Genomic DNA, 19,637 nt, shown 5'->3' on the forward strand with positions numbered 1-19,637 from the left:
GCCAGCACCATCCTTCCCCCTTGTCGGGGGAAGGAATGCCTCGAATATTCAGCCGAACTCGCCCCGTGCGACGCGCGCGCGCGTGTCGGCGATCGCGAGTTCGATCAGGCGCGCCTCTGGCACCATGTAGTGATCCGGCTGGCGGCGTTCGCGTTCGCCGAAAAGACTGGTGAGGCCGGTGTCGGTGGAGACCGTGACGGTACGCTCGATCCCGGTCATAAGCACGGTGGCCATGCCCCGTAGCGGCGACATCATCTCGTCGCCCGAGCCCCCCATCTGCGTCACGAACAGGCCGATCAGCGGCTGGGTGGAGCTGACGCGATGGATCATCATGCGCTCGTCGCGTGTATCCGCCATCGTGTTGCGCAAGTGGAGCAGCCGCGAATTGCGCGCCCAGAAGTCATGATAGGCGCTCATGAAGGCATAGGCCCGCTCGCCGAGACCATCGTCGGGCCAGCGCTCGCGCAGCATCGCGAGATAACTTTCCTCAGCCGTCGCCATCACCGGTTCGAGCACCGCGAGCAGCAGTTCGGTGAGATCGGAAAAGTAATTGTAGAGCGACGTCATGCCAAGCGCGGCGCGCCGCGCAACCGCGCTCATCGAGATCGGCACGTCGCTCTCGGCCAGCACGTCGACACAAGCCGCGAGGATTCGCTCGCGCGTTCCCCGCCCCTTGCGTCCGAGCCGCTGGCCGTTGAGATTGTGGCTGACATCGCCGAGCGCCCCCCCAGACGCATCGGCCGGATCGGGCTCCGCCCGATCCGTCGTCACATTGGCCGTTTCCGTCATCCTCCCCCCTCTAGCTCCCGCTATGCTTTGACGGGGTAGGCGATCATCTTGGTTTCGAGGAATTCTTCAATACCCTCTACGCCCCATTCGCGACCGATGCCGCTGGCCTTGTAGCCACCGAACGGAATGTCACCGGCGATGCACATGCCGTTGTTGACCGAAACCGAACCCGTGCGGATGCGCTTGGCGACTTTCATCGCGCGATCGTGATCGCCCGAAGAAACACCGCCAGACAGGCCGTAGGAGCTCTCGTTGGCGATGCGGATCGCGTCTTCGTCGTCCTTGAACGGGATGACGACCAGCACCGGGCCGAAGATCTCTTCCTGCGCGATACGCATGTCGTTGGTGACGTCGACGAAAACAGTCGGTTCGACGAAGAAGCCGTTGCCCTTGTCGGGACGCGCGCTGCCGCCGTGGAGCAGCGTGGCGCCCTCGTCCTTGCCAAGCTGAATGTAGCCCAGCACGCGCTCCATCTGCTTCTTGCTGACGACCGGGCCCATGATGTGCTCGGGGTTGGTGACGTCGCCCCAGTTGTCGCCGAAGTTCGTATAGCCGCCCTTGAGGATCGCCTTGGCTTCCTCGTAGCGGCTCTCGGGCACCAGCAGGCGCGACTGCACGGCACAGCCCTGGCCGGCGTGGAACACCAGCATGGTCATCGCCACTTCCATCGCGAAGTTCGGCGCGTCGTCGAGGACGATCTTCGCCGACTTGCCGCCGAGTTCGAGGAACACGCGCTTCAAGGTCGGAGCGCCCTGCTCCATGATGCGCTTGCCCACCGCGGTCGAGCCGGTGAACGAGATCAGGTCGACGCGCGGATCATGGACCAGCATCTCGCCGGCCTGGGCCGGATCGCTGCCGAACACGACGTTGATGACGCCGTCGGGGAAGCCGGCTTCCTTGGCCAGTTCGCCGAAGATCGCGCCCATGCCCGGGGTGTCCGGAGCGGGCTTGAGGATCACGGTGCAGCCGGCGAGCAGCGCCGCAACGACCTTGCCGATGTTGACGTAGAGCGGAACGTTCCACGGCGTGATCGCGGCGACGACGCCGACCGGCTCATGCACGGCGATGCGGTGGCTGGTGAAGCCGAAGGCATCCTTGTTGCCGTAGTCCTTTTCCCACTGGACCTTGTCGAACACGGCCAGATAGTCGTCCCAGCCGTTGAGGGCCATCGAAACGTGGGCCTTGTCGATCGCGCCCTGCGCGGCCCCGGCTTCGTGCACGGCGAGATCGCCGAGACGCGAACGGTTGGCCTCGAACAGCTCGCGATACTTCTTCACGAGCGCGAAGCGCTTTTCCTTGTTGGTCGACCAGTCGGTGTCATCGAAGGCGCGGCGGGCGGCGACGATCGCGGCCTCGACGTCCTCGGCCGTGGCGTCGGCTGCCTTGCCGGCAACCTCACCGGTCCAGGGGCTGATGACGTCGAACGTGCGGCCGCCGGTGGCGTCGCGCAACTGGCCATCGATGTAGAGTTTGGCGTCGGGAAGTGTCGTCATGGTCCTCGTTCCCTTTTGGAATGATTGTCGGTTAATTTAGGCTCGGCGCGCTTCGATGGAAGCATGCGTGACGCGAACGTCGGGCGGCAGATCGATAAGCGCGCGGAAAACGCCCGTCACCGAAGTGACGTTGCTGATCGGGCGCTTCATAAGGTCGATGCCCGAAGCGACGCAGAGCTGGTGGAACTGCTGCGCGGCGGCCGGATCCCAGTTCATGTTCTGGTCCTTGCCGATCTCGTACATCGGCCCGGCGCGAACCGTGGTGACGCGGATACCGTCGGGCTCGAGTTCCTTCGAGAGCGTTTCGGTGAAGCGCTCAAGCCCGCCCTTGGTGCTCGCGTAGAGCGACAGCATCGGGAACTCGAAGGCGACCGATTCGCTCGTCACGTTGAGGATCGCGGCGCCCTTCTCCATCAGCGGAATCGCCGCGCGGCATGTGTAGATCGGCCCGGCGAAGTTGGTATTGGTGATCGACAGGATCTGCTCGTCCGTCGCGTCCTTAACCAAGAACGGCTCGTAGACCGCGGCATTGTTGATCAGCACGTCGATCTTGCCGCTGCGCTCGGCGATCGTGGCGAAAGCGGCGCGCACCGAATCGGGCGAACTGACATCGCATTCGACCGCGTAGTGCGGCGCGCCGAGTTCGTCGGCCAGTTCCTGCACTTTCTTGAGAGTCCGCCCCAAAAGGACGACGGTCTCACCCTCTTCGGCAAAGCGCCGCGAGAGCGCGCGGCCCAGGCCCAATCCGGCTCCGGTAATGACTATGGTCTTGCCCACACTGCAACTCGCTTGATGACTGTCGGGGCTGCACGGTTTCCAGAAAGCCAGAGCGACGACAAGGGGATTTGCACAACGCGCGGGCGATGCTTGGCACGAAAATGAAGCAGACTTCGCCTATTACCCCGAAACGTTGGCCAACGTCGCGATCAACTGCCTCATTCGAAAGGATTTAATCGGCAACCGCAACGTCGAGGGTCTGCCGGCGAGAAAGGTTGGAACGCATCCGGCCGAGCGCCGTCATCATCACCGCGCGCTCCTCCTCCTCGACGCCTTCGAGCGCGATGTCGTAAGTGGCGAGCGCACAAGGCAGAAGCTGATCGAGCAGCATCTGCCCCTTGTCGGTCAGAAACAGGCGCCAAGCGCGGCGATCGGTGGGATCGGGACGGCGTTCGACGAGCTGGGCATCCTGCAGCCGATCGACCATCCGCCCGAGCGTGATCGGCTCGACCTCGAGCAGTTCAGCCAAACCGCCCTGGTTGATGCCTTCGTTGAAGCTCAGCAGGCTCAGGACCTGCCATTGCGGACGGGTGACACCCACGCCCCGCGCGCGCGCATCAAAGTGCCTGCGCAAAAGACGCGACACTTGCGCCAACATCGTACCGATCGTCTCGTCCATGGACGAGAGTTACTTGCTAAGGTTACTATAATCCAGACTTATTTTGAGCCTGATCAGCGATTTCCCGTGCCGCACCGGAGCCTGGTATCAGGCATCGAAATCCATGTGCAGTCGCGTCAGCCTCTGCTCGGCAATACGCCAGCCATCGGCGGTACGGACATAACGCTCGTGATAATGACCATAGCCGGTGAGCGCACGGTCGCCATCCCAGATCACACGATCCTGCAGCGCCCAGATTGCCGTAGCCGCGTCGCCATCGATCGATATCTCTGGCGAATGGACCTGATGCGCGGTCTTGGCCGTGCCGATCGACGCACGCGTCGCCGCGACTGCCGCGTCGCGACCATCGAACACGCCGCCGCCGCTGCCCGTCACGTCCTGATGGAAATCCTCGGTGAAGAGCTGCCCCCAGCCCTCCCAATCCTTGGTGTCGAGCAGCCGGCAATAGCGCGCCTTGAGTTCGGTGATCGCGAGCCAGTCGGCAAAATCGGGAGCGCCTGCCATCACGCCAACTCCGCCGCGAGGCGATCGCCGGCAAGCTTGCGCAACTCGGCGGTCTTGATCTTCGAACTGCCCGTGGTCTCAAGCTCGGTCTCGGCGAAGAACAGCACGCGGCGCGGCACCTTGTAGGAGGCAAGCTTTTCCTTGGCCCAGGCCTTGATCTCGTCTTCGCTGAGGATGACGCCCTCGTGCGGCACGATGCAGCCGACCACGAGTTCGCCGAGCAATTCGTCGGGGATACCGACGGTCTGGGTCAGCTTTACCCCCGGATGGTCACGGATCACGGCATCGATCTCGAGCGGCGAGACATTCGCACCGCCGGTCTTGATGATGTCGTTGAGCCGTCCCTCCCAGAACAGCCGGCCGTCGACGTCAATATAGCCACCGTCGTTGGTGCGCAGGAAGCCTTCGTCATCGAGCGTTTCGTCGAGCGGAATGCCCAAGTAGCCCAGCATGAGCGTAGGCCCCTTGACCGCGATCTCGCCGCGTTCGCCGATCGGCACGGTTGCGCCGGTCAGCGGGTCGATGATCTTGATCGTCGAGCCTGCGGTCGGATGGCCGTAGCTCAGCGGCACGGCCAGTTCGGGCGATGTGCCCGAGGGAAAAACCGTGATCAGGGTGAAGGTCTCGGTGTTGCCGTAAGCCTGTCCGGGCTCGAGCCACTCGGTGTGCACGCTGGGATGCTTGGCCAGCAGCATCGTCTTGTCGAGATAGCGCATCGCCGAGAGGTTCACGCTGTCGTAGTTCGGTGCGGCGGCGAGCTGCGGCCACTGATGCGGCCAGGCGAGCGGCATCGAGCAGCGCTCCTTGTCCATCAGTTCGAGCGCCTCGGCCGGATCGAACCAGCGCTGCAGCAGCAGAGTGCCGCCCGAGGACAGCGTGCCGCCGAAGGCCTGGCAGAAATTGCCCGACCAGAAACAGCCGTTCGCCGACCAGGTGCGCGGCGGATGCGCGGGATCGATGTTATACCACTGATGCCAGCGCCAGAGCTGCAGGCAGACGCCGCGGTTGGAATTGAGGATGCCCTTGGCCTTGCCGGTCGAGCCCGAGGAGAACATCAGCACGGCCGGATCGGCCGGCGTCACCGCCGCGGTCGCAGCTTCGACCAGGTCGTCGGCCACGTCCTGGCCACGCGCCAGGAACTGGCCCCAGCCCTCGATGCCGCCCTCGGCCACGTCGGTGTCGATCATCGCCAGGTGGCGCAGGAAGGGATAGCGGGTCGAGGTCAGTTCGCCGGGCGCCGTGGTCGCAATGGCAGGCTCAAGGCCGAGCAGCATGTCGGCGAAGTCCTTCTTGAGGACCTTGCGCTCCATCAACAGCACCGAGCAGCCCGAAAGCTTGAGCACTTCGTCCATCTCGGAGGGCGTGAAGAAGCTGCTGATCGGGTTGGCGACACAGCCCGCGAGCGCCGATCCGAAGGTGCAGGAGAGAAATTCGAGGCGGTTGGTGACGATGATGCCGACACGCGTGCTCTTGCCAGTGCCGCAGGCGATCAAAGCCTTGGCGACTTCGAGGCTCTTGGCGAGCAGGTCGTCATAGGTCCAGCGCTCGACCTGACCGTCGATATCGATCATCGCGGCTTCGCGTGGGCCGAAGCGCTGCGCGATTTCGCGGACGTATCGCCCCAGCGTCAGCGGACCGATGCCGGCTTCTTCCGCCAAAGGGATGCCGCGGGCGATGGACAGACCTTCCGCGACTTCGACCTTGCTGCTCATCTCTGCCACCACTCCCTGAAAAATTCACCGCGACCGATGAGGGCGCCCCGGCTTCGAACGGCCGGACGCGCCCCCCGTTAGGCTCAGCGGTTGACGTCGACGATCAGACGGCCGCGGATCTTGCCGTCGATGAGGTCGCGCGCGCCCTGGATCGTCTCGGCCAGGCTGATCTCGGTCGCGATCGTGTTGAGCAGCGAGATGTCGAGGTCGCGACCCAGACGGTCCCAGGCAGCCTGGCGCGGCTTCTGCGGGCACATCACCGAGTCGATGCCGAGCAGCGAGACGCCGCGCAGGATGAACGGCATGACCGTGGTCGCCAGGTCGCTGCCCTGGGCCAGGCCGCAAGCCGTAACCGTACCGCGGTACTTGGTCTGGGCGATGGCATTGGCCAAGGTGTGGCTGCCGACCGAGTCGACCACCGCGCCCCAGCGCTCCTTCTGGAACGGCTTGCCGGCATCCGACAACTCGCTGCGGTTGATGAACGAGTCCGCGCCGAGGCCGGTCAGGTAGTCCTTCTCGCTGTCGTCGCCGATCGAGGCGACGACGGTGAAGCCTTCCTTCTTGAGCAGCGCGACCGCAACCGAACCGACGCCGCCCGGCGTGCCGGTGACGAGGACTTCGCCGTCCTCGGGCTTCACGCCGAAGTTGATCAGCGCATCGACGCTGAGCGAGGCGGTGTAGCCGGCCGTGCCGATGCCCATCGCCTGAGCGCCGGTGAAGGCCGACGGCAGCTTGACCAGCCAGTCACCCTTGAGGCGTGCCTTCTGGGCGAAACCGCCCCAGTGGACTTCGCCCACGCCCCAGCCGTTGAGCAGGACCTTGTCGCCCGCTGCGAAGTTCGGGTTCGAGCTGTCGCTGACGGTACCGACGAGATCGATGCCGGGAACCATCGGCCAGCGGCGCACGACCGGACCGTCACCGGTGATGGCAAGGCCATCCTTGTAGTTCATCGTCGAATATTCGACGTCGATGGTGACATCGCCCTCAGGCAGTTGGCTCTCGTCGAGCTCGCTCACCGAGACCTTCTGGCCATCGTCGGTCTTTTCGATCAGGATCGCAGAAAACATACAAACTCCCTTGGGCAATGGTCGGTCTATCGAACAGTCAAATGGGATCATGCGACGGCGTGTGAGTCTCTACTCGCCGCCCCCGCGAAGCCGGTCCGCTATGCCGGGGTAGGCATCGGCCCGCAAGGAGCCATACATCGACAGGCGTAGCGTTTCCTTGGCAAAACGCTGCGCCAGCGCGTCGCGCCCAGCGTCGTTCTCGGCATGGGCACGCGCCCAGATCGGCCAGAGAAAAATGCCGGCCAGATTCATCACCGAGAGAACCTCGGCATCGATCCCGGGCACGGCCAGGTCGCTGGCGGCCCAGCGCTCGAGCGAGCCGCAGTATTCGCGCCAGAACGGGTCCTGCGACGGATCGGGTGACGCGAGGACCTGGAGAAGCCAGACGCGGCAGAGCTCGTGGTTCTCCATGGCGAAGGCAGCGAGCCGTTCGGTCATGGCGGCGATATCGATCTCTTCGACCCGGCGCTCGCCGATCGTTTCGGGATCGCCGAAGGCGGCGCGGAACAGCTTGTCCGAAGCCCAGGCCACCGTCGCCTCGATCAGCTTCTCACGAGTCTCGAAATGCTGGTAGGCAGTACCGCGGTTGACGCCGGCGAGATGGGCGACCTCGGAAAGGCTGATGCCTTCGGGCCCGTCCTTGGCGAGCAGCGTGCGCGCGGCCTCGAGAATGACCTCGCGGGTTGCATCGGGATCGCGGGGGCGCCGCTTGGCTCGACTCTCCATCCTCGTCCTACCCTCGTGCGCGCTGCGTTATGAACAGCACTGTCGCCTATTAGCGGCATGCGCGCCGGTCAAACGAAAAGGGGGCTCAAACGAAAAGGCCGGCGGTTTCCCGCCGGCCTTCCCTTTTCAAGCCTGAGGCCGAGCTCAGCGCGAGCCGAAGCGCACCGTGAAGGTGGCGCCGAATTCGCGCGGTGCGGTCATCGTGATGCCGCGATAAGCGCTGGAACCCGACTGACCATAGGTGATGGCCGGAACGCCGGCCGGCAGAACGCCGGCGCACTGCGGCACGGCGGCCGAGCAGAACAGCTGCTGATAGCTGACGCCCAGCGGCTGCGCCGTACGGGTCAGAACGCGTTCGACGTTGAACACGTTCTTGACGTAGCCGGTCAGCTCCCAAGCGCCGTCGGCATCGCGGATGCCGGCGAACAGGTTGACCTGAGCATAGCTGTCGATGTCGTCGAAGGTGTTCGCCGGATCGTTCTGCGACTTGCCCTGGAACGTCATCAGACCACGGATGTAACCCTGCATGCTCGCGCCGATCGGGTGGTTGTATTCCGACTGCACCGTCGCCGCGAAGGGCGCGGAGGTGCCGGCACGATAGTTCACGTTGCAGGTCGCGATCTGCTGGCCGTTGTTGGCGGCCAGGATCTGGGCATAGGTGGGAACACCGCCGCCGTAGTTGTTGCAGGGAACGACGCCGTTCTTGATCTTGCTGAGGGCGTAGCTCGCCGTACCGCTGATGCTGAAACGATCGCTCAGACGGAAGTCGATCTCGCCTTCGACGCCGTCAACCTTGGCCGGCACGCCGACCGCGAGAGCAGGCGCTGCCAGGAACACGCGCTGAGCGCCCTGAGCGTCGGTACCAGCGGCGTAGATGTTCTGGGCGGAGAACGCGTAGTTCTTGAAGTCCTGGCGATAGGCCGTGACGTTCACGCGCAGACGGTTGTCGAGCCAGGTCGACTTGACGCCGATCTCGTAGGAGTTCGAGGTCTCGTCTCCCGGGAAGTAGAACGACGAGAGCAGCGCGCCGGGGTTGGTCAGGTCGCGGAACTGGATCGGGTTCGTGGCCGAACCCGGACGCCACGAGCTGCCGAACGAGGCATAGGCCATGATGTCGGGCGTGAACTTGTGCTTCAGCGAAGCCGAGTAGATCCAGTGGCTGGTCTTGAGGTTCTGCGTCGCCGCGGGAACCGCCACGCCGCCGACCGTCAGGCTGCCGGTCGACTTGTAGTCAATGTAGCGCGTGCCGGCCGAAAGCTCGGTTGCCTCACCGAGGTGCGCCGTGACGTTGGCGAACAGCGACTGCTCCTTGGTGGAGGCCGGACGCGTGACCGTGGTGTTGACCAGCTGCGCGAACGAAACGCCGGCACCCGGAACGATACCGCTCGTCTGCACGAAGTTCGGGAACGCGGCCTGCGGGATGAAGAAGCCGGCGAACAGCGGCGTCTGCGTGACCAGCGAGGTCGGCGCGTCGAGCTTGTTGTAGAGGCCGCCAACGACGTAGTCGAAAATGCCGCTGATGCGCTCTTCGTTCGACAGGCGCAGTTCGTGCGTGGTCTGCTTCGAACGCGTGTTGGTCACCTGCGCAGCCTGACGCAGCGCGAGCGGATAGGTCGCGCCGAAGAAGGCACCGTCATCCGAAGGATCGAGGCTGTCGAGCTTCGAATCGCTGACCGAGCCGACGTAGTCGAGCTTCTGGCCGGCAAAGCGAGCCTGGGCCTGCCAGTTCCAGACCTTAAAGTCCTGCTCGTAGCGACGCGGAATGAACTGCACCGACTGGCGATCGCCGGCGGTGATCAGCGCCTGGCCGTTCGGACCACCGACAACCGTCTGCGACAGCGATTCCACCTGGTCGAACTGTGCGACCTGGCGGTTCGTCGCGGTGTAGCTGGCCGACAGGCTGAGGAAGTCGACCGGCTCGGCGCGCAGCGAGATGCGGCCGCCGCGGGTCTTCTGATACGGATCGACCGTGCTGTTGAGGCTGTTGACGCGATTGCCGTCACCCTCCTCGTAGACGCCGGCGACGCGCAGGGCGAGGATGCCCTCGATGATCGGCACGTTGATCGCGCCGTTGAGGTTGCGGGTGCCGATGTCGTTGATCGTACCGGTCAGGTAGCCGCCGGCCTCGTTCATGTCAGGACGGTGCGAGGTGACGGTGATCGAACCCGACGGGGACGCGCGACCGCGCAGCGTGCCCTGGGGACCGCGCAGGACCTCGATCTGGCCGACGTCGAACATCGACTGGAACAGGATGCCCGCGGCAAGCGGCGCATCGTTGAGGTAGAATTCGATCGTGCCGTTGTTGCCGCTGGCGTTCACGTCGTAGGCGACGCCGCGCAGCGACGCCTGGGCGCCGATGCCGTTTGCGCTCGACGCGAGATTGAGGCCCGGAACGAGCGTCTGGATTTCCTGGAATTCGCGAAGATTGAGCTTCTCGATCGAGGCGGCGGTGACGGCGTTGACGACCAGCGGCACGTCCTGCTGCGATTCGTCACGACGGCGTGCCTGAACGACGATGTCCTCGTTTCCGAAGCCGGCCTGATCCGCATCCTTGGCCGCCGTATCCTGGGCAAAAGCCGGGCTGGCCAGGCTCAGAAGGCTGGCACTGGCCAGCACGAAAGTCCGCACGCTCTTCATAGGTAACCTCTCTCCGCATGATCGGTCTGATAAAACCGCATCCTAGATCGCCCAGTGGCTCGTGCCGCTCGCGCGGCCTCACAGCCGGCGCCTCTGATGCGAGGGCGGGTCACTAGGGGGAGCGGCGGAGATTTACCAATTACAAAATGAGGCTGCCTCAGTTTCCGTCGGGCTGTGACATTTTAGCAATAGGTTAACATTCGCCGGCCGCGGGCGCGGACGGACGGGCACAGACACGGCGGAGATTTCCGGGAAACGAGAAGGCCGACGGTTTCCCGCCGGCCTCCCGTGAAGTCCGTTTCTGGGCTCAGCGCGAACCGAAACGAGCGGTGAAGTTGACGCCGAACTCGCGCGGGTTGGTGTAGAGCTGGACCTGGCGGTAAGTCGTCAGACCGACACCGCCGACAACGCCCGTCGCACCGGCGACCTGATAGGTCACGTTCTGCACCGACGCCGGCGTGTTGAGCACGCGGCCGACATTGGTGATGTTCTTGCCGTAGACGCCGATGTCCCAGCTGCCGTCATCCGAGCGGATACCCGCGAAGAGGTTCAGCAGGCCATAGGCCTTGACGTTGTCGAAGGCATTGGCCGGATCGTTCTGCGAGTCACCCTGGTAGGTGAACAGACCGCGCAGATAGGCATCGCCGAAGCCGATGGGCTGCGAGAATTCGGAGGTGACCGTCGCGCTGAACGGCGCACCGACACCGGCGCGATAGTTGACCGAGCAAACCGCAACCTGCTCGCCGCCGTTGGCAGTCTGGATTTGCGCGAAGGTCGGCACGCTGCCTGCAGCATCGGGAACGCCATCACGCGGCGAGTAGTCGTTGCAGGGGATGCGGCCGTTCTTGATCTTGCTCAGCGCGTAGGACAGCGTCGCGCCGATGTCGAAGCGGTCGGTGACGCGGAAGCCGATCTCTGCCTCGACGCCCTCGACCTTCGCCGGCACGCCCACAGCAATCGCCGGACCCGCGGTGAAGACGTTGGGCACGAGCGCACCGTTCACCGAACGCGAGGCCGCGATGAAGATGTTGCGCGAACTGTAAGCGTAGTTCTCGAAGTCCTGGTGGTAAGCCGTGAGGTTCAGGCGCAGGCGCTTGTCGAACCATTCGGACTTGAGGCCGATTTCATACGACTTCGAACGCTCGGGCTGCGGGAAATAGAACGACGAGAGCAACGGGCTCGGATTGGCGATCTCGCGCAGGATCGTCGGGTTGGTGCTGGAGCCGGGACGCCAGGAGCTGCCGGTCGAGGCATAGACCATGAGATCGGGGGTGAAGCGGTAGGTGACCGAGGCCGAGTAGATCGTGGCCTTGAGGTCGCGATTCTCGGCCGCAGCGGCGACTGGCGCGCCGGCGATCGTCAGGAACCCGTCCGAATGGTACTTGATATGGCGCAGGCCACCCGAGATCTCGAGCTGATCACCGATATGCGCGGTGAGGTTGCCGAAGAACGACTTCTCGACCGAGCCACCGCCGCGCGTGATCGGCGTGTTGGCGATCGTCAGCAGCGTGTTCGGCGAGACGATGCCGCCGAACACCGGCGTCTGCTGGATCAGCGCCGTCGGCGAATCCAGCTTGTCGTAGAAATAACCGACCACATAGTCGAACATGCCCCCGATCCGCTCTTCGTTGGAAAGACGGAACTCGTGCGTGACTTCCTTGCCCGAGGTGTTGGTGGCCTGGTTCGCGCTACGCAGCGCGAGCGAATAGCGGGCGTCGTAGAAGCCGCCGGTATCGCTGGGGATATTGGTGACATACTTCTGCTTGTTGACCGCGCCGACATAGTCGAGCTTCTGACCGGCGAGACGGAGCTGCCCCGACCAGTTGAACACCTCGTAGTCCTGCGTGTAGCGGGCGGGCTGATTCATGGTCGAAAGCCGGTCTTCGGCTCGGATCACAACCGCGCTCGCGGGCTGCGCCGGATCGCGCAGGCTAGCCGACTCGGCTTGGTAGAAGCTGCGCGACTTGCGCTGGGTGCGCGAATAGTTGCCGTTGAGCGTCAGGAAGTCGAACGGTTCGAAACGGATCGACACGCGTCCCGACTGCGTCTCCTGATGCGGATCGAGCGGATTGTTGATGCTGCGGACCCGGTTTTCCTGGTTCTGGTCCATCACGCCTGCAACGCGGATCGCCAGCTTGTCTTCGATGATCGGCACGTTGATCGCGCCGTTGATGTTCCAACCGTGGATGTCGTTGACGAAACCGTTGAGGTAGCCGCCGGCCTGGTCGAGCACCGGCTTGCGCGTCCCGACGGTGATCGAGCCCGAGGGAGAGGCGCGGCCGCGCAACGTGCCCTGAGGACCGCGCAGGACTTCGATCTGGCCGACGTCGTACATCGAGATGAACAACTGGCCGGCCGAGATGTGCGCTTCGTTGAGGTAGAATTCGATCGTGCCGTTGTTGCCGCTGGCGTTCACGTCATAGGCGACGCCACGCAGTGTGGCCTGGGCGCCGATGCCGTTCTGGCTCTGGCCGAGCTGGAGCCCCGGAACCAGTGAAGCGACATCCTTGAATTCCCGGATGTTGAGCTTGTCGAGCGTCTCGGCGGTGACCGCGTTGACCACCAGCGGCACGTCCTGCAGCGATTCCTCGCGACGGCGGGCGGAAACCACGATCTCGTTGTCGCTGAAGCCGACTTCGTCGGCGTCCTTGGCCACCTTGTCCTGCGCGAAAGCCGGTGTGGCCACGCTCAGCAAGCTGACGCCAGCCAAAGCGAATGCACGGATGCCCTTCATCTTCAATCCTCCCTCGAACTGGCCAGACCAGTTACCTGCATTCATCGTCGCGCTTCTTGCGCGATCGACGTTTACCCCAATGATCCAATCGATCGAGAATGATTAAAGAGATGAACCGTTCGTTTGCCAACAGGGCAAAACGAGATGTCCTCGCCTTTTTTGCAGGTGTGACAAATCCGCCATAGTCGCGCAGACCCGACCAAGATCGCTCTTGGCCGGATTCTATGGTAGCGTTAACGTCAGTCGCGCGGCGGTCAGGCCAGTTGCGCGATCTCGCCTAGGATACGTTCGGCGTGCTCTTTGCGGCAAATCAGCAGGTCCGGCATGTAAACATCGGCCTGATTGTATACGAGCGGGCTGCCGTCAATCCGCGAGACATGCAGGCCGTGCGCCAGCGCGACGGCTGCCGGCGCGCAGCTGTCCCATTCGTACTGGCCGCCCGAATGAAGATAGATGTCGGCCTCGCCGCGCAAGATCGACATCGCCTTGGCGCCGGCCGAACCCATCGGCACGAGTTCGGCACCGATCCGCTCGGCGACGTCGGTCGCCTCCTTGGCCGGACGCGTGCGGCTGACGACCATGCGCAGCCTCTCGGGCGCCGCAGGCACGGCCGCCGGCGTATCGGTGCGCAGCACCACGCCGACCCCGGGCAGGGCCACCGCACCCACCGTCGCCACACCGTCGATCGCGAGCCCGACGTGAACCGCCCAGTCGGTGCGCGCTTCGCCGTATTCGCGCGTGCCGTCCACCGGATCCACGATCCAGACGCGGCTTTTCTCGAGCCGCGAGGGATTGTCCTTCTCCTCTTCGGACAGCAGCCCGTCGTCGGGTCGCTGCTCGCGCAGCGCATGGCAGAGGAACTGGTTGGCCGTGGCATCGCCCGCCTTGCCGAGCGCCTTCAACGACAGCATGCCCGAGGCACGCACCTGCAAGAGGATCTGGCCCGAAACCTCGGCAAGATGCGCAGCGAGTTCGGCGTCGGTCATGCTCATGATGTTATGCTCCCAACTCAGTCCCGATCCGCTCGCCCTGAGCTTGTCGAAGACCGGTATTGTTCTTGTGGCTCGGGCAGGCAGGGGACGAGCCGAAGCCCGCCCCCACCCCCAATTCAGGCGTCGCCCAGCAGCGCGTCGACGATCAGGTTCGCCGCCTCGTCGGGCGTGATCTTGGTCGTGTCGATGCGGATCTCGGGCTTCGCCGGTGCCTCGTAGGGGCTATCGATACCGGTGAAGTTCTTGAGATCGCCGGCACGGGCCTTCTTGTAGAGGCCCTTGACGTCGCGCTCCTCGGCCACGCTCAGCGGCGTGTCGATGAACACCTCGACGAACTCGCCCTCGGGCAGCATCGCCCGTACCATCTCGCGCTCGGCCTTGAACGGCGAGATGAAGGCCGTGATGACGATCAGACCGGCGTCGGTCATCAGCTTCGCCACCTCGCCGACACGGCGGATGTTCTCGATGCGGTCGGCCTCGGTGAAACCCAGGTCCTTGTTCAGGCCGTGGCGCACGTTGTCGCCGTCGAGCAGGAAGGTGTGCCGGTTCATCCGGTGCAGCTTCTTCTCGACGAGGTTGGCGATCGTCGACTTGCCCGAGCCCGAGAGGCCCGTGAACCAGAGCACCGCAGGCTTCTGGTTCTTGAGGCCGGCATGGGCATCGCGGCTGATGTCGACCGCCTGCCAGTGCACGTTCTGGGCGCGGCGCAGCGAGAAGTTCAGCATGCCTGCCGCGACCGTGGCGTTCGTGATCTTGTCGATCAGGATGAAACCACCGAGCGTGCGGTTGTCCGCATAGCTCTCGAACACGATCGGCTTGTCCGTCGACAGTTCGGCCACGCCGATGGCGTTGAGCTCGAGCGTCTTGGCAGCCATCTGCTCCATCGTGTTGACGTTGACCGTATACTTCGGCTCGCGCACCGTGACCGAGACGGTCTGGGTGCCGAGCTTGAGCCAATAGGCGCGGCCGACGTGGAGCGGCTCGTCGTTGAGCCAGACGATCGTGCTTTCGAACTGGTCGGCCGCCTCGGGCGGATTGTCGGCCGTGGCGATGACGTCACCACGCGAGCAATCGATCTCGTCGGCGAAGCAGACCGTGACAGACTGGCCGGCAACCGCCTCGTCGAGATCGCCGTCGAGCGTGACGACACGCGTGACCGTGCTGGTCTTGCCCGAAGGCAGCACGCGGATCGCGTCGCCCGGCTTGACCGAACCGGTCGAGATCAGGCCCGAAAAGCCGCGGAAGTCGAGGTTCGGGCGGTTGACCCACTGCACCGGCAGGCGGAACGGCTTGGCGACGTCGACCGAGCTCAGCACTTCGACCGTCTCGAGATGCTCGATCAGGCTCGGCCCCTTGTACCAGGGCGTGTTCTCGGACGGGCCGGTGATGTTGTCGCCCTTGAAGCCCGAGATCGGCATGGCCGTGAAGTTCTCGATGCCGATCGAGCGCGCGAACTCGGTGTAGTCCTTGACGATCGAGTCGAAGACGGCGTGATCGTAGTCGACCAGGTCCATCTTGTTGACCGCGAGCACCAGGTTCTTGATGCCGATGAGGTGGCACAGGTACGAGTGCCGGCGGGTCTGGACGAGCACGCCCTTGCGCGCGTCGATCAGGATCACGGCAAGGTCGGCGGTCGAGGCGCCGGTCACCATGTTGCGCGTATACTGTTCGTGGCCCGGGCAGTCGGCGACGATGAACTTGCGCTTCTCTGTATTGAAGAAGCGATAGGCCACGTCGATCGTGATGCCCTGCTCGCGCTCGGCAGCGAGACCGTCGACGAGCAGCGCGAAGTCGATTTCCTGGCCCTGGGTACCGACCTTCTTGGAGTCGGTTTCGAGCGCGGCGAGCTGGTCCTCGAAGATCATCTTCGAATCGTAGAGCAGGCGCCCGATCAGGGTCGACTTGCCGTCGTCCACCGAACCGCAGGTGATGAAGCGCAGCATCGTCTTGTGCTGATGCTGGTCGAGATAGGCGTCGATGTCGTCGGCGATGAGCGCTTCGGTGACGTAGACGGGACCGTTGGCTTTGGTTTCGATGTCCGACATCAGAAGTACCCCTGCTGCTTCTTGACTTCCATGCCGGCACCGCCGGCGTCCTTGTCGATCGCGCGGCCCTGGCGCTCCGACGTGGTGGTCAGAAGGGTTTCCTGGATGACTTCGGGCAGAGTCTTGGCCTCGCTCTCGACCGCGCCGGTCAGCGGATAGCAGCCGAGCGTGCGGAAGCGGATCGAGCGTTCGACCGGCACTTCGCCGGGCTTGAGCGGGAAGCGATCGTCATCGACCATCAGCAGCATGCCGTCGCGCTCCACGGTCGGGCGCTTGGCCGCGAAGTAGAGCGGCACGATCGGGATATCGTTGAGGTGGATGTACTGCCAGACGTCGAGCTCGGTCCAGTTCGAGATCGGGAAGACACGGATCGACTCGCCCTTGTTCTTGCGGGCGTTGTAGAGGTTCCACAGCTCGGGGCGCTGGTTCTTCGGGTCCCAGCCGTGCGAGGCCGTGCGGAACGAGAAGATGCGCTCCTTGGCGCGGCTCTTCTCCTCGTCGCGGCGGGCGCCGCCGAAGGCCGCGTCGAAGCCGTACTTGTCGAGCGCCTGCTTGAGACCTTCCGTCTTCCACATGTCGGTGTGGAGCGCGCCGTGGTCGAACGGGTTGATCCCGCGCTCCGCCGCTTCGGGGTTCTGGTAGACCAGCAGCTCCATGCCGCTCTCGGTCGCCATGCGATCGCGCAGCTTGTACATCTCCTGGAACTTCCAGGTCGTGTCGACGTGCAGCAGCGGGAACGGCGGCGGCGACGGATAGAACGCCTTGCGCGCCAGGTGCAGCATGACGGCGCTGTCCTTGCCCACCGAATAGAGCATCACCGGGCGCTCGGCCTCGGCGACGACTTCGCGCATGATGTGGATCGCCTCGGCCTCGAGCCGCTGCAGGTGAGTCAGTCTGGTTGGTGAAATGATGGTCATTCGTCCCTCTCCGCTTGTGCGGTCTCTGGTTCCATGACGAGTCGCGCTTGACCCCAACGCTCCCATATGGGAGCAAAGTGTAATGGCGCTCGGAACGACAGACGAACGCGACCTTCTCCTGCCACTTTTCACGGGGCTGGAAGACGAGCCGCTGTGGGACACCTTCCTACATCGCCTGCTCGCACGGACGCGCGCGCAGCGGCTGCATCTGTTCATCCGCCCCGGCGGCATGTCGGGCATGCCGCCGATCCGGCGCACGATCCGCGTCCATGGCTATGCACCAAGCGCGACGCCCTTCGATCTCGAGGCCTTCAGCGAGGCCGGGCTGCTGCCCTATGCCTCGCTGCGCCCCAACCGCGTCTACTCGCTCGAGGAGACGACGCTTCCCGAGAGCCCCGAGGCGATGCAGCGCCAGCGCGGCGTGCTCGACGCCGCCTGGGTCGCGCACGCACGCTTCATCCGCATCGTCGCCAAGGGCGATCACAACGCCTGGCTGGTGCTGCTTCACGACCGGCTCGACTTCGGTGCGGGCGACAGCGCCCTGCTCTCATCGCTGGCGCCCCATTTCGCGCTGGCCCTGGCGATGCTCATGGAACTGCGCGGCCTGCGGCTGCGCGCGACGATCGCCGAGGACGCGCTGGCGCTGCTCGGCGTCGGCCAGGCGATTTTCGACCCCGCCGGCCAAGCGATCATCGCCGATGCCATCGCCACCGAAGAACTCGACATACAGAACACCGGACAGTCGGTGGGCCGCGCCCAGCTCCGCGCCGTTGCTGCGCAGGCGCTCAACGCCGCCTGCCGCGAGCTGTCGACCGCGCGACCCGAGGCGCGGCGGACGGTGCGTTTCGACGAGAGGCTCGGCAAGGACGTATTGCTGCGCCGTGCGCCCGTCGCGTCGGACAGCCCACTCAGCAGCGGCTATTCGGTGGGCCTCGTCCGGCAGGACCGGCGCGAGAACGCCCAGAGCGCGACGCCGGTGGTCGCGGCCACGTTAGGCCTGTCGACACGCGAGGCAGCCTTGGCCGAAGCGATCAGCCAAGGCCGCTCGATCGTCGAAGCCGGCGCGGAACTGCAGCTCACGCAGGAGACCGCGCGCAACTATTCGAAGCGAATCTACGCCAAGACCGGCGCCAGCGGCCAGGCCGACCTGGTGCGCATGATGCTCACCGGGCTCGCGCCGTTTGCGTGAGGGTTTGGCAGCCTGCCTCCCCTTCCCCAGGTCGTCACCCTGAACTTGTTTCAGGGTCCATTTCTCCGCCAGCACGGCGCTCGATCGATAAGCGCAACCGAGCCGCCGTATATATCCCGCGACCGGAGAGCAGGCGGCACGATGGACCCTGAAACAAGTTCAGGGTGACGGTTGTGGTCTTGGAGAGCCTTAGCTCTCCAGCGCCTTCTCCACCGCGGAGATCTCCGAACGCAGCCACATGGTCTCGCTCAGATTGCTCTGGCCCGAGCGTTCGAGCAGCAGCGCGGAGGCATCCTTCTTGACCGTCAGCGCCGGGCGATTGGCCGGCTCGGCGCCGAGTGCGATCGCGACGAGATGCAGCGCTTCCAGCGCCTCGCCGGCATCGAGCCGGACCTTGGCCCGCTCGGCCAGCTTGTCCGCGCCGCCGGCGAGTTCCACCAGGTCGGCATCGACCGACGAGCGCGGCACGCCGTAGAGCTCGGTGGTGCCGTCCTCGTAGTGGAACCAGCCCGAATACTCGCGCCAGATCGACTTCACCGCCCAGCTCGCCTTGCCGTGGAACTCGCCGATCTGGAGATTGCTCGGCCAGGCGAACTCGCGCATCAGCTCGTGCACCGACTTGCCCGCCTTCATGCCCTCGAGCGTGTAGTCGCGGACATGGCTGACCGCCGCGTGCATCCGGTCGAGGTCCTCGCGGATCTTGTCCTTGCCGACGATCGGCTCGCCATGGCCTGTGACGACGATCTCGGCACCGAGGTCGCGGATCTTCTCGAGGCTCTTGAGGTAGGTCTTGACCAGCCGCGGCTTGTCGCCGCGCAGGGTGTTGAGGAACGGCATCGACAGCCAGACGGGGCCGAAGGTGTTGCCGGTGAAGACGATCTTCTCCTTGGGCATCCACACGACGATGTTGTCGATCGTCTCGCCCTCGGGCGCCGAGATCAGCTGGAAGGTGCGATTGCCGACCTCGAGCGTCAGCTCGCGATCGACGAGGATATCGGGCTTCACTTGCGGGATCGGCTTGGGCGGCGTGTCGCGCTTGAGCGTCGAGCCCCAGAGCTTGAAGGTGCGCTGACCGAAGAACGACTGCAGCCCCATCATGTCGCCGAGCGCGTCGTTGTAGCCGGGTCCACCGACGATCTGCGTGCCAGCTTCCTGAAATTCGGGCACACCGCCAAAGTGGTCGGCGTGGCTCTGCGTCAGAATGACGTAACGGATCGGACCCGTGCGATGCGGTGCGAACAGCTTGGCAGCGCGTTCACCGTCTTCCGGCATGCCGGTGTTGACGATCACGTCGCCGTCGCTCGTCGTGACGAGGTGCGCGTTGGATATGCCGCGCGCCAGGAACACGAAGGGCGTGATCTCGACCGCTTCGGTCTGGGCATCGCCCGAACGGACTAGATCGGCAAGCTTGGGCTGGGTCTTGGCTTCGCTCATGG

The 19,637-nt window shown here is 64.5% G+C and carries 15 protein-coding genes; 1 reads left to right on the forward strand and 14 read right to left on the reverse strand.

Annotation, left to right across the window (positions count from 1 at the left end; all coding sequences use genetic code 11):
* Positions 1 to 48 precede the first annotated feature (48 nt).
* The 13 genes from WG901_RS06685 to cysD all read right to left on the reverse strand — a co-directional run bounded on the left by WG901_RS06685 (position 49) and on the right by cysD (position 17,078).
* The gene (locus WG901_RS06685; protein ID WP_339586229.1) at positions 49 to 789 is read right to left on the reverse strand and encodes a TetR/AcrR family transcriptional regulator; all 741 of its coding nucleotides are present in this window, start codon (positions 787 to 789) and stop codon (positions 49 to 51) included.
* Between the two features lie 20 nt (positions 790 to 809).
* Entirely contained in the window at positions 810 to 2,282 is a 1,473-nt protein-coding gene (locus tag WG901_RS06690; protein ID WP_339586230.1) for an aldehyde dehydrogenase family protein, read from the reverse strand.
* Between the two features lie 36 nt (positions 2,283 to 2,318).
* Positions 2,319 to 3,059, reverse strand: a complete 741-nt coding sequence (locus WG901_RS06695; RefSeq protein ID WP_339586231.1) for an SDR family oxidoreductase — start codon at positions 3,057 to 3,059, stop codon at positions 2,319 to 2,321.
* Between the two features lie 172 nt (positions 3,060 to 3,231).
* Complete coding sequence (locus tag WG901_RS06700; protein WP_339586232.1) at positions 3,232 to 3,600, reverse strand: MarR family winged helix-turn-helix transcriptional regulator; 369 nt, start codon at positions 3,598 to 3,600, stop codon at positions 3,232 to 3,234.
* Positions 3,601 to 3,765: 165 nt separating this feature from the next.
* Positions 3,766 to 4,182, reverse strand: coding sequence for a nuclear transport factor 2 family protein (locus WG901_RS06705; RefSeq protein ID WP_339586233.1), 417 nt, complete (start codon positions 4,180 to 4,182; stop codon positions 3,766 to 3,768).
* Positions 4,182 to 5,894: a class I adenylate-forming enzyme family protein gene (locus tag WG901_RS06710; RefSeq protein WP_339586234.1), complete on the reverse strand. Its 1,713-nt coding sequence runs from the start codon at positions 5,892 to 5,894 to the stop codon at positions 4,182 to 4,184. The genes WG901_RS06705 and WG901_RS06710 overlap by 1 nt, the downstream gene beginning before the upstream one ends.
* 83 nt (positions 5,895 to 5,977) lie before the next feature.
* A complete protein-coding gene (gene acuI / locus WG901_RS06715) occupies positions 5,978 to 6,961 on the reverse strand; it encodes an acrylyl-CoA reductase (NADPH) (RefSeq protein ID WP_339586235.1) in 984 nt (327 codons plus the stop codon).
* A 69-nt stretch (positions 6,962 to 7,030) separates the two neighbouring features.
* The gene (locus WG901_RS06720) at positions 7,031 to 7,687 is read right to left on the reverse strand and encodes a TetR/AcrR family transcriptional regulator (RefSeq protein ID WP_339586236.1); all 657 of its coding nucleotides are present in this window, start codon (positions 7,685 to 7,687) and stop codon (positions 7,031 to 7,033) included.
* 144 nt (positions 7,688 to 7,831) lie between these two features.
* The gene (locus tag WG901_RS06725) at positions 7,832 to 10,324 is read right to left on the reverse strand and encodes a TonB-dependent receptor (RefSeq protein ID WP_339586237.1); all 2,493 of its coding nucleotides are present in this window, start codon (positions 10,322 to 10,324) and stop codon (positions 7,832 to 7,834) included.
* A gap of 307 nt (positions 10,325 to 10,631) precedes the next feature.
* Entirely contained in the window at positions 10,632 to 13,058 is a 2,427-nt protein-coding gene (locus WG901_RS06730) for a TonB-dependent receptor (RefSeq protein ID WP_339586238.1), read from the reverse strand.
* Between the two features lie 254 nt (positions 13,059 to 13,312).
* Positions 13,313 to 14,050, reverse strand: a complete 738-nt coding sequence (locus tag WG901_RS06735; protein ID WP_339586239.1) for a 3'(2'),5'-bisphosphate nucleotidase CysQ — start codon at positions 14,048 to 14,050, stop codon at positions 13,313 to 13,315.
* 116 nt (positions 14,051 to 14,166) lie between these two features.
* Positions 14,167 to 16,095, reverse strand: a complete 1,929-nt coding sequence (cysN, locus tag WG901_RS06740) for a sulfate adenylyltransferase subunit CysN (RefSeq protein WP_339586240.1) — start codon at positions 16,093 to 16,095, stop codon at positions 14,167 to 14,169.
* On the reverse strand, positions 16,095 to 17,078 hold the full coding sequence (cysD, locus tag WG901_RS06745; RefSeq protein ID WP_417602445.1) for a sulfate adenylyltransferase subunit CysD: 984 nt from the start codon (positions 17,076 to 17,078) through the stop codon (positions 16,095 to 16,097). Before cysD ends, cysN begins: the two co-directional genes overlap by 1 nt.
* Before the next feature lie 16 nt (positions 17,079 to 17,094).
* Here cysD and WG901_RS06750 point away from each other — a divergent pair, with 16 nt between their 5' ends.
* Positions 17,095 to 18,201: a helix-turn-helix transcriptional regulator gene (locus tag WG901_RS06750; protein ID WP_339586241.1), complete on the forward strand. Its 1,107-nt coding sequence runs from the start codon at positions 17,095 to 17,097 to the stop codon at positions 18,199 to 18,201.
* Between the two features lie 189 nt (positions 18,202 to 18,390).
* Here WG901_RS06750 and WG901_RS06755 read toward each other — a convergent pair whose 3' ends face one another.
* Positions 18,391 to 19,635, reverse strand: coding sequence for an MBL fold metallo-hydrolase (locus tag WG901_RS06755; protein WP_339586242.1), 1,245 nt, complete (start codon positions 19,633 to 19,635; stop codon positions 18,391 to 18,393).
* Positions 19,636 to 19,637 lie beyond the last annotated feature (2 nt).

Source organism: Novosphingobium anseongense (assembly GCF_037482895.1).
Taxonomy (GTDB): domain Bacteria; phylum Pseudomonadota; class Alphaproteobacteria; order Sphingomonadales; family Sphingomonadaceae; genus Novosphingobium; species Novosphingobium anseongense.

Bases quoted from the DNA above. Each gene is read 5' to 3' on its own strand.
- WG901_RS06685 (WP_339586229.1), bottom strand. From the start codon at position 789: ATGACGGAAACGGCCAATGTGACGACGGATCGGGCGGAGCCCGATCCG.
- WG901_RS06690 (WP_339586230.1), bottom strand. From the start codon at position 2,282: ATGACGACACTTCCCGACGCCAAACTCTACATCGATGGCCAGTTGCGC.
- WG901_RS06705 (WP_339586233.1), bottom strand. From the start codon at position 4,182: ATGGCAGGCGCTCCCGATTTTGCCGACTGGCTCGCGATCACCGAACTC.
- WG901_RS06710 (WP_339586234.1), bottom strand. From the start codon at position 5,894: ATGAGCAGCAAGGTCGAAGTCGCGGAAGGTCTGTCCATCGCCCGCGGC.
- acuI (WP_339586235.1), bottom strand. From the start codon at position 6,961: ATGTTTTCTGCGATCCTGATCGAAAAGACCGACGATGGCCAGAAGGTC.
- WG901_RS06720 (WP_339586236.1), bottom strand. From the start codon at position 7,687: ATGGAGAGTCGAGCCAAGCGGCGCCCCCGCGATCCCGATGCAACCCGC.
- WG901_RS06725 (WP_339586237.1), bottom strand. From the start codon at position 10,324: ATGAAGAGCGTGCGGACTTTCGTGCTGGCCAGTGCCAGCCTTCTGAGC.
- WG901_RS06730 (WP_339586238.1), bottom strand. From the start codon at position 13,058: ATGAAGGGCATCCGTGCATTCGCTTTGGCTGGCGTCAGCTTGCTGAGC.
- WG901_RS06735 (WP_339586239.1), bottom strand. From the start codon at position 14,050: ATGAGCATGACCGACGCCGAACTCGCTGCGCATCTTGCCGAGGTTTCG.
- cysN (WP_339586240.1), bottom strand. From the start codon at position 16,095: ATGTCGGACATCGAAACCAAAGCCAACGGTCCCGTCTACGTCACCGAA.
- cysD (WP_417602445.1), bottom strand. From the start codon at position 17,078: ATGGGAGCGTTGGGGTCAAGCGCGACTCGTCATGGAACCAGAGACCGC.
- WG901_RS06750 (WP_339586241.1), top strand. From the start codon at position 17,095: ATGGCGCTCGGAACGACAGACGAACGCGACCTTCTCCTGCCACTTTTC.
- WG901_RS06755 (WP_339586242.1), bottom strand. From the start codon at position 19,635: ATGAGCGAAGCCAAGACCCAGCCCAAGCTTGCCGATCTAGTCCGTTCG.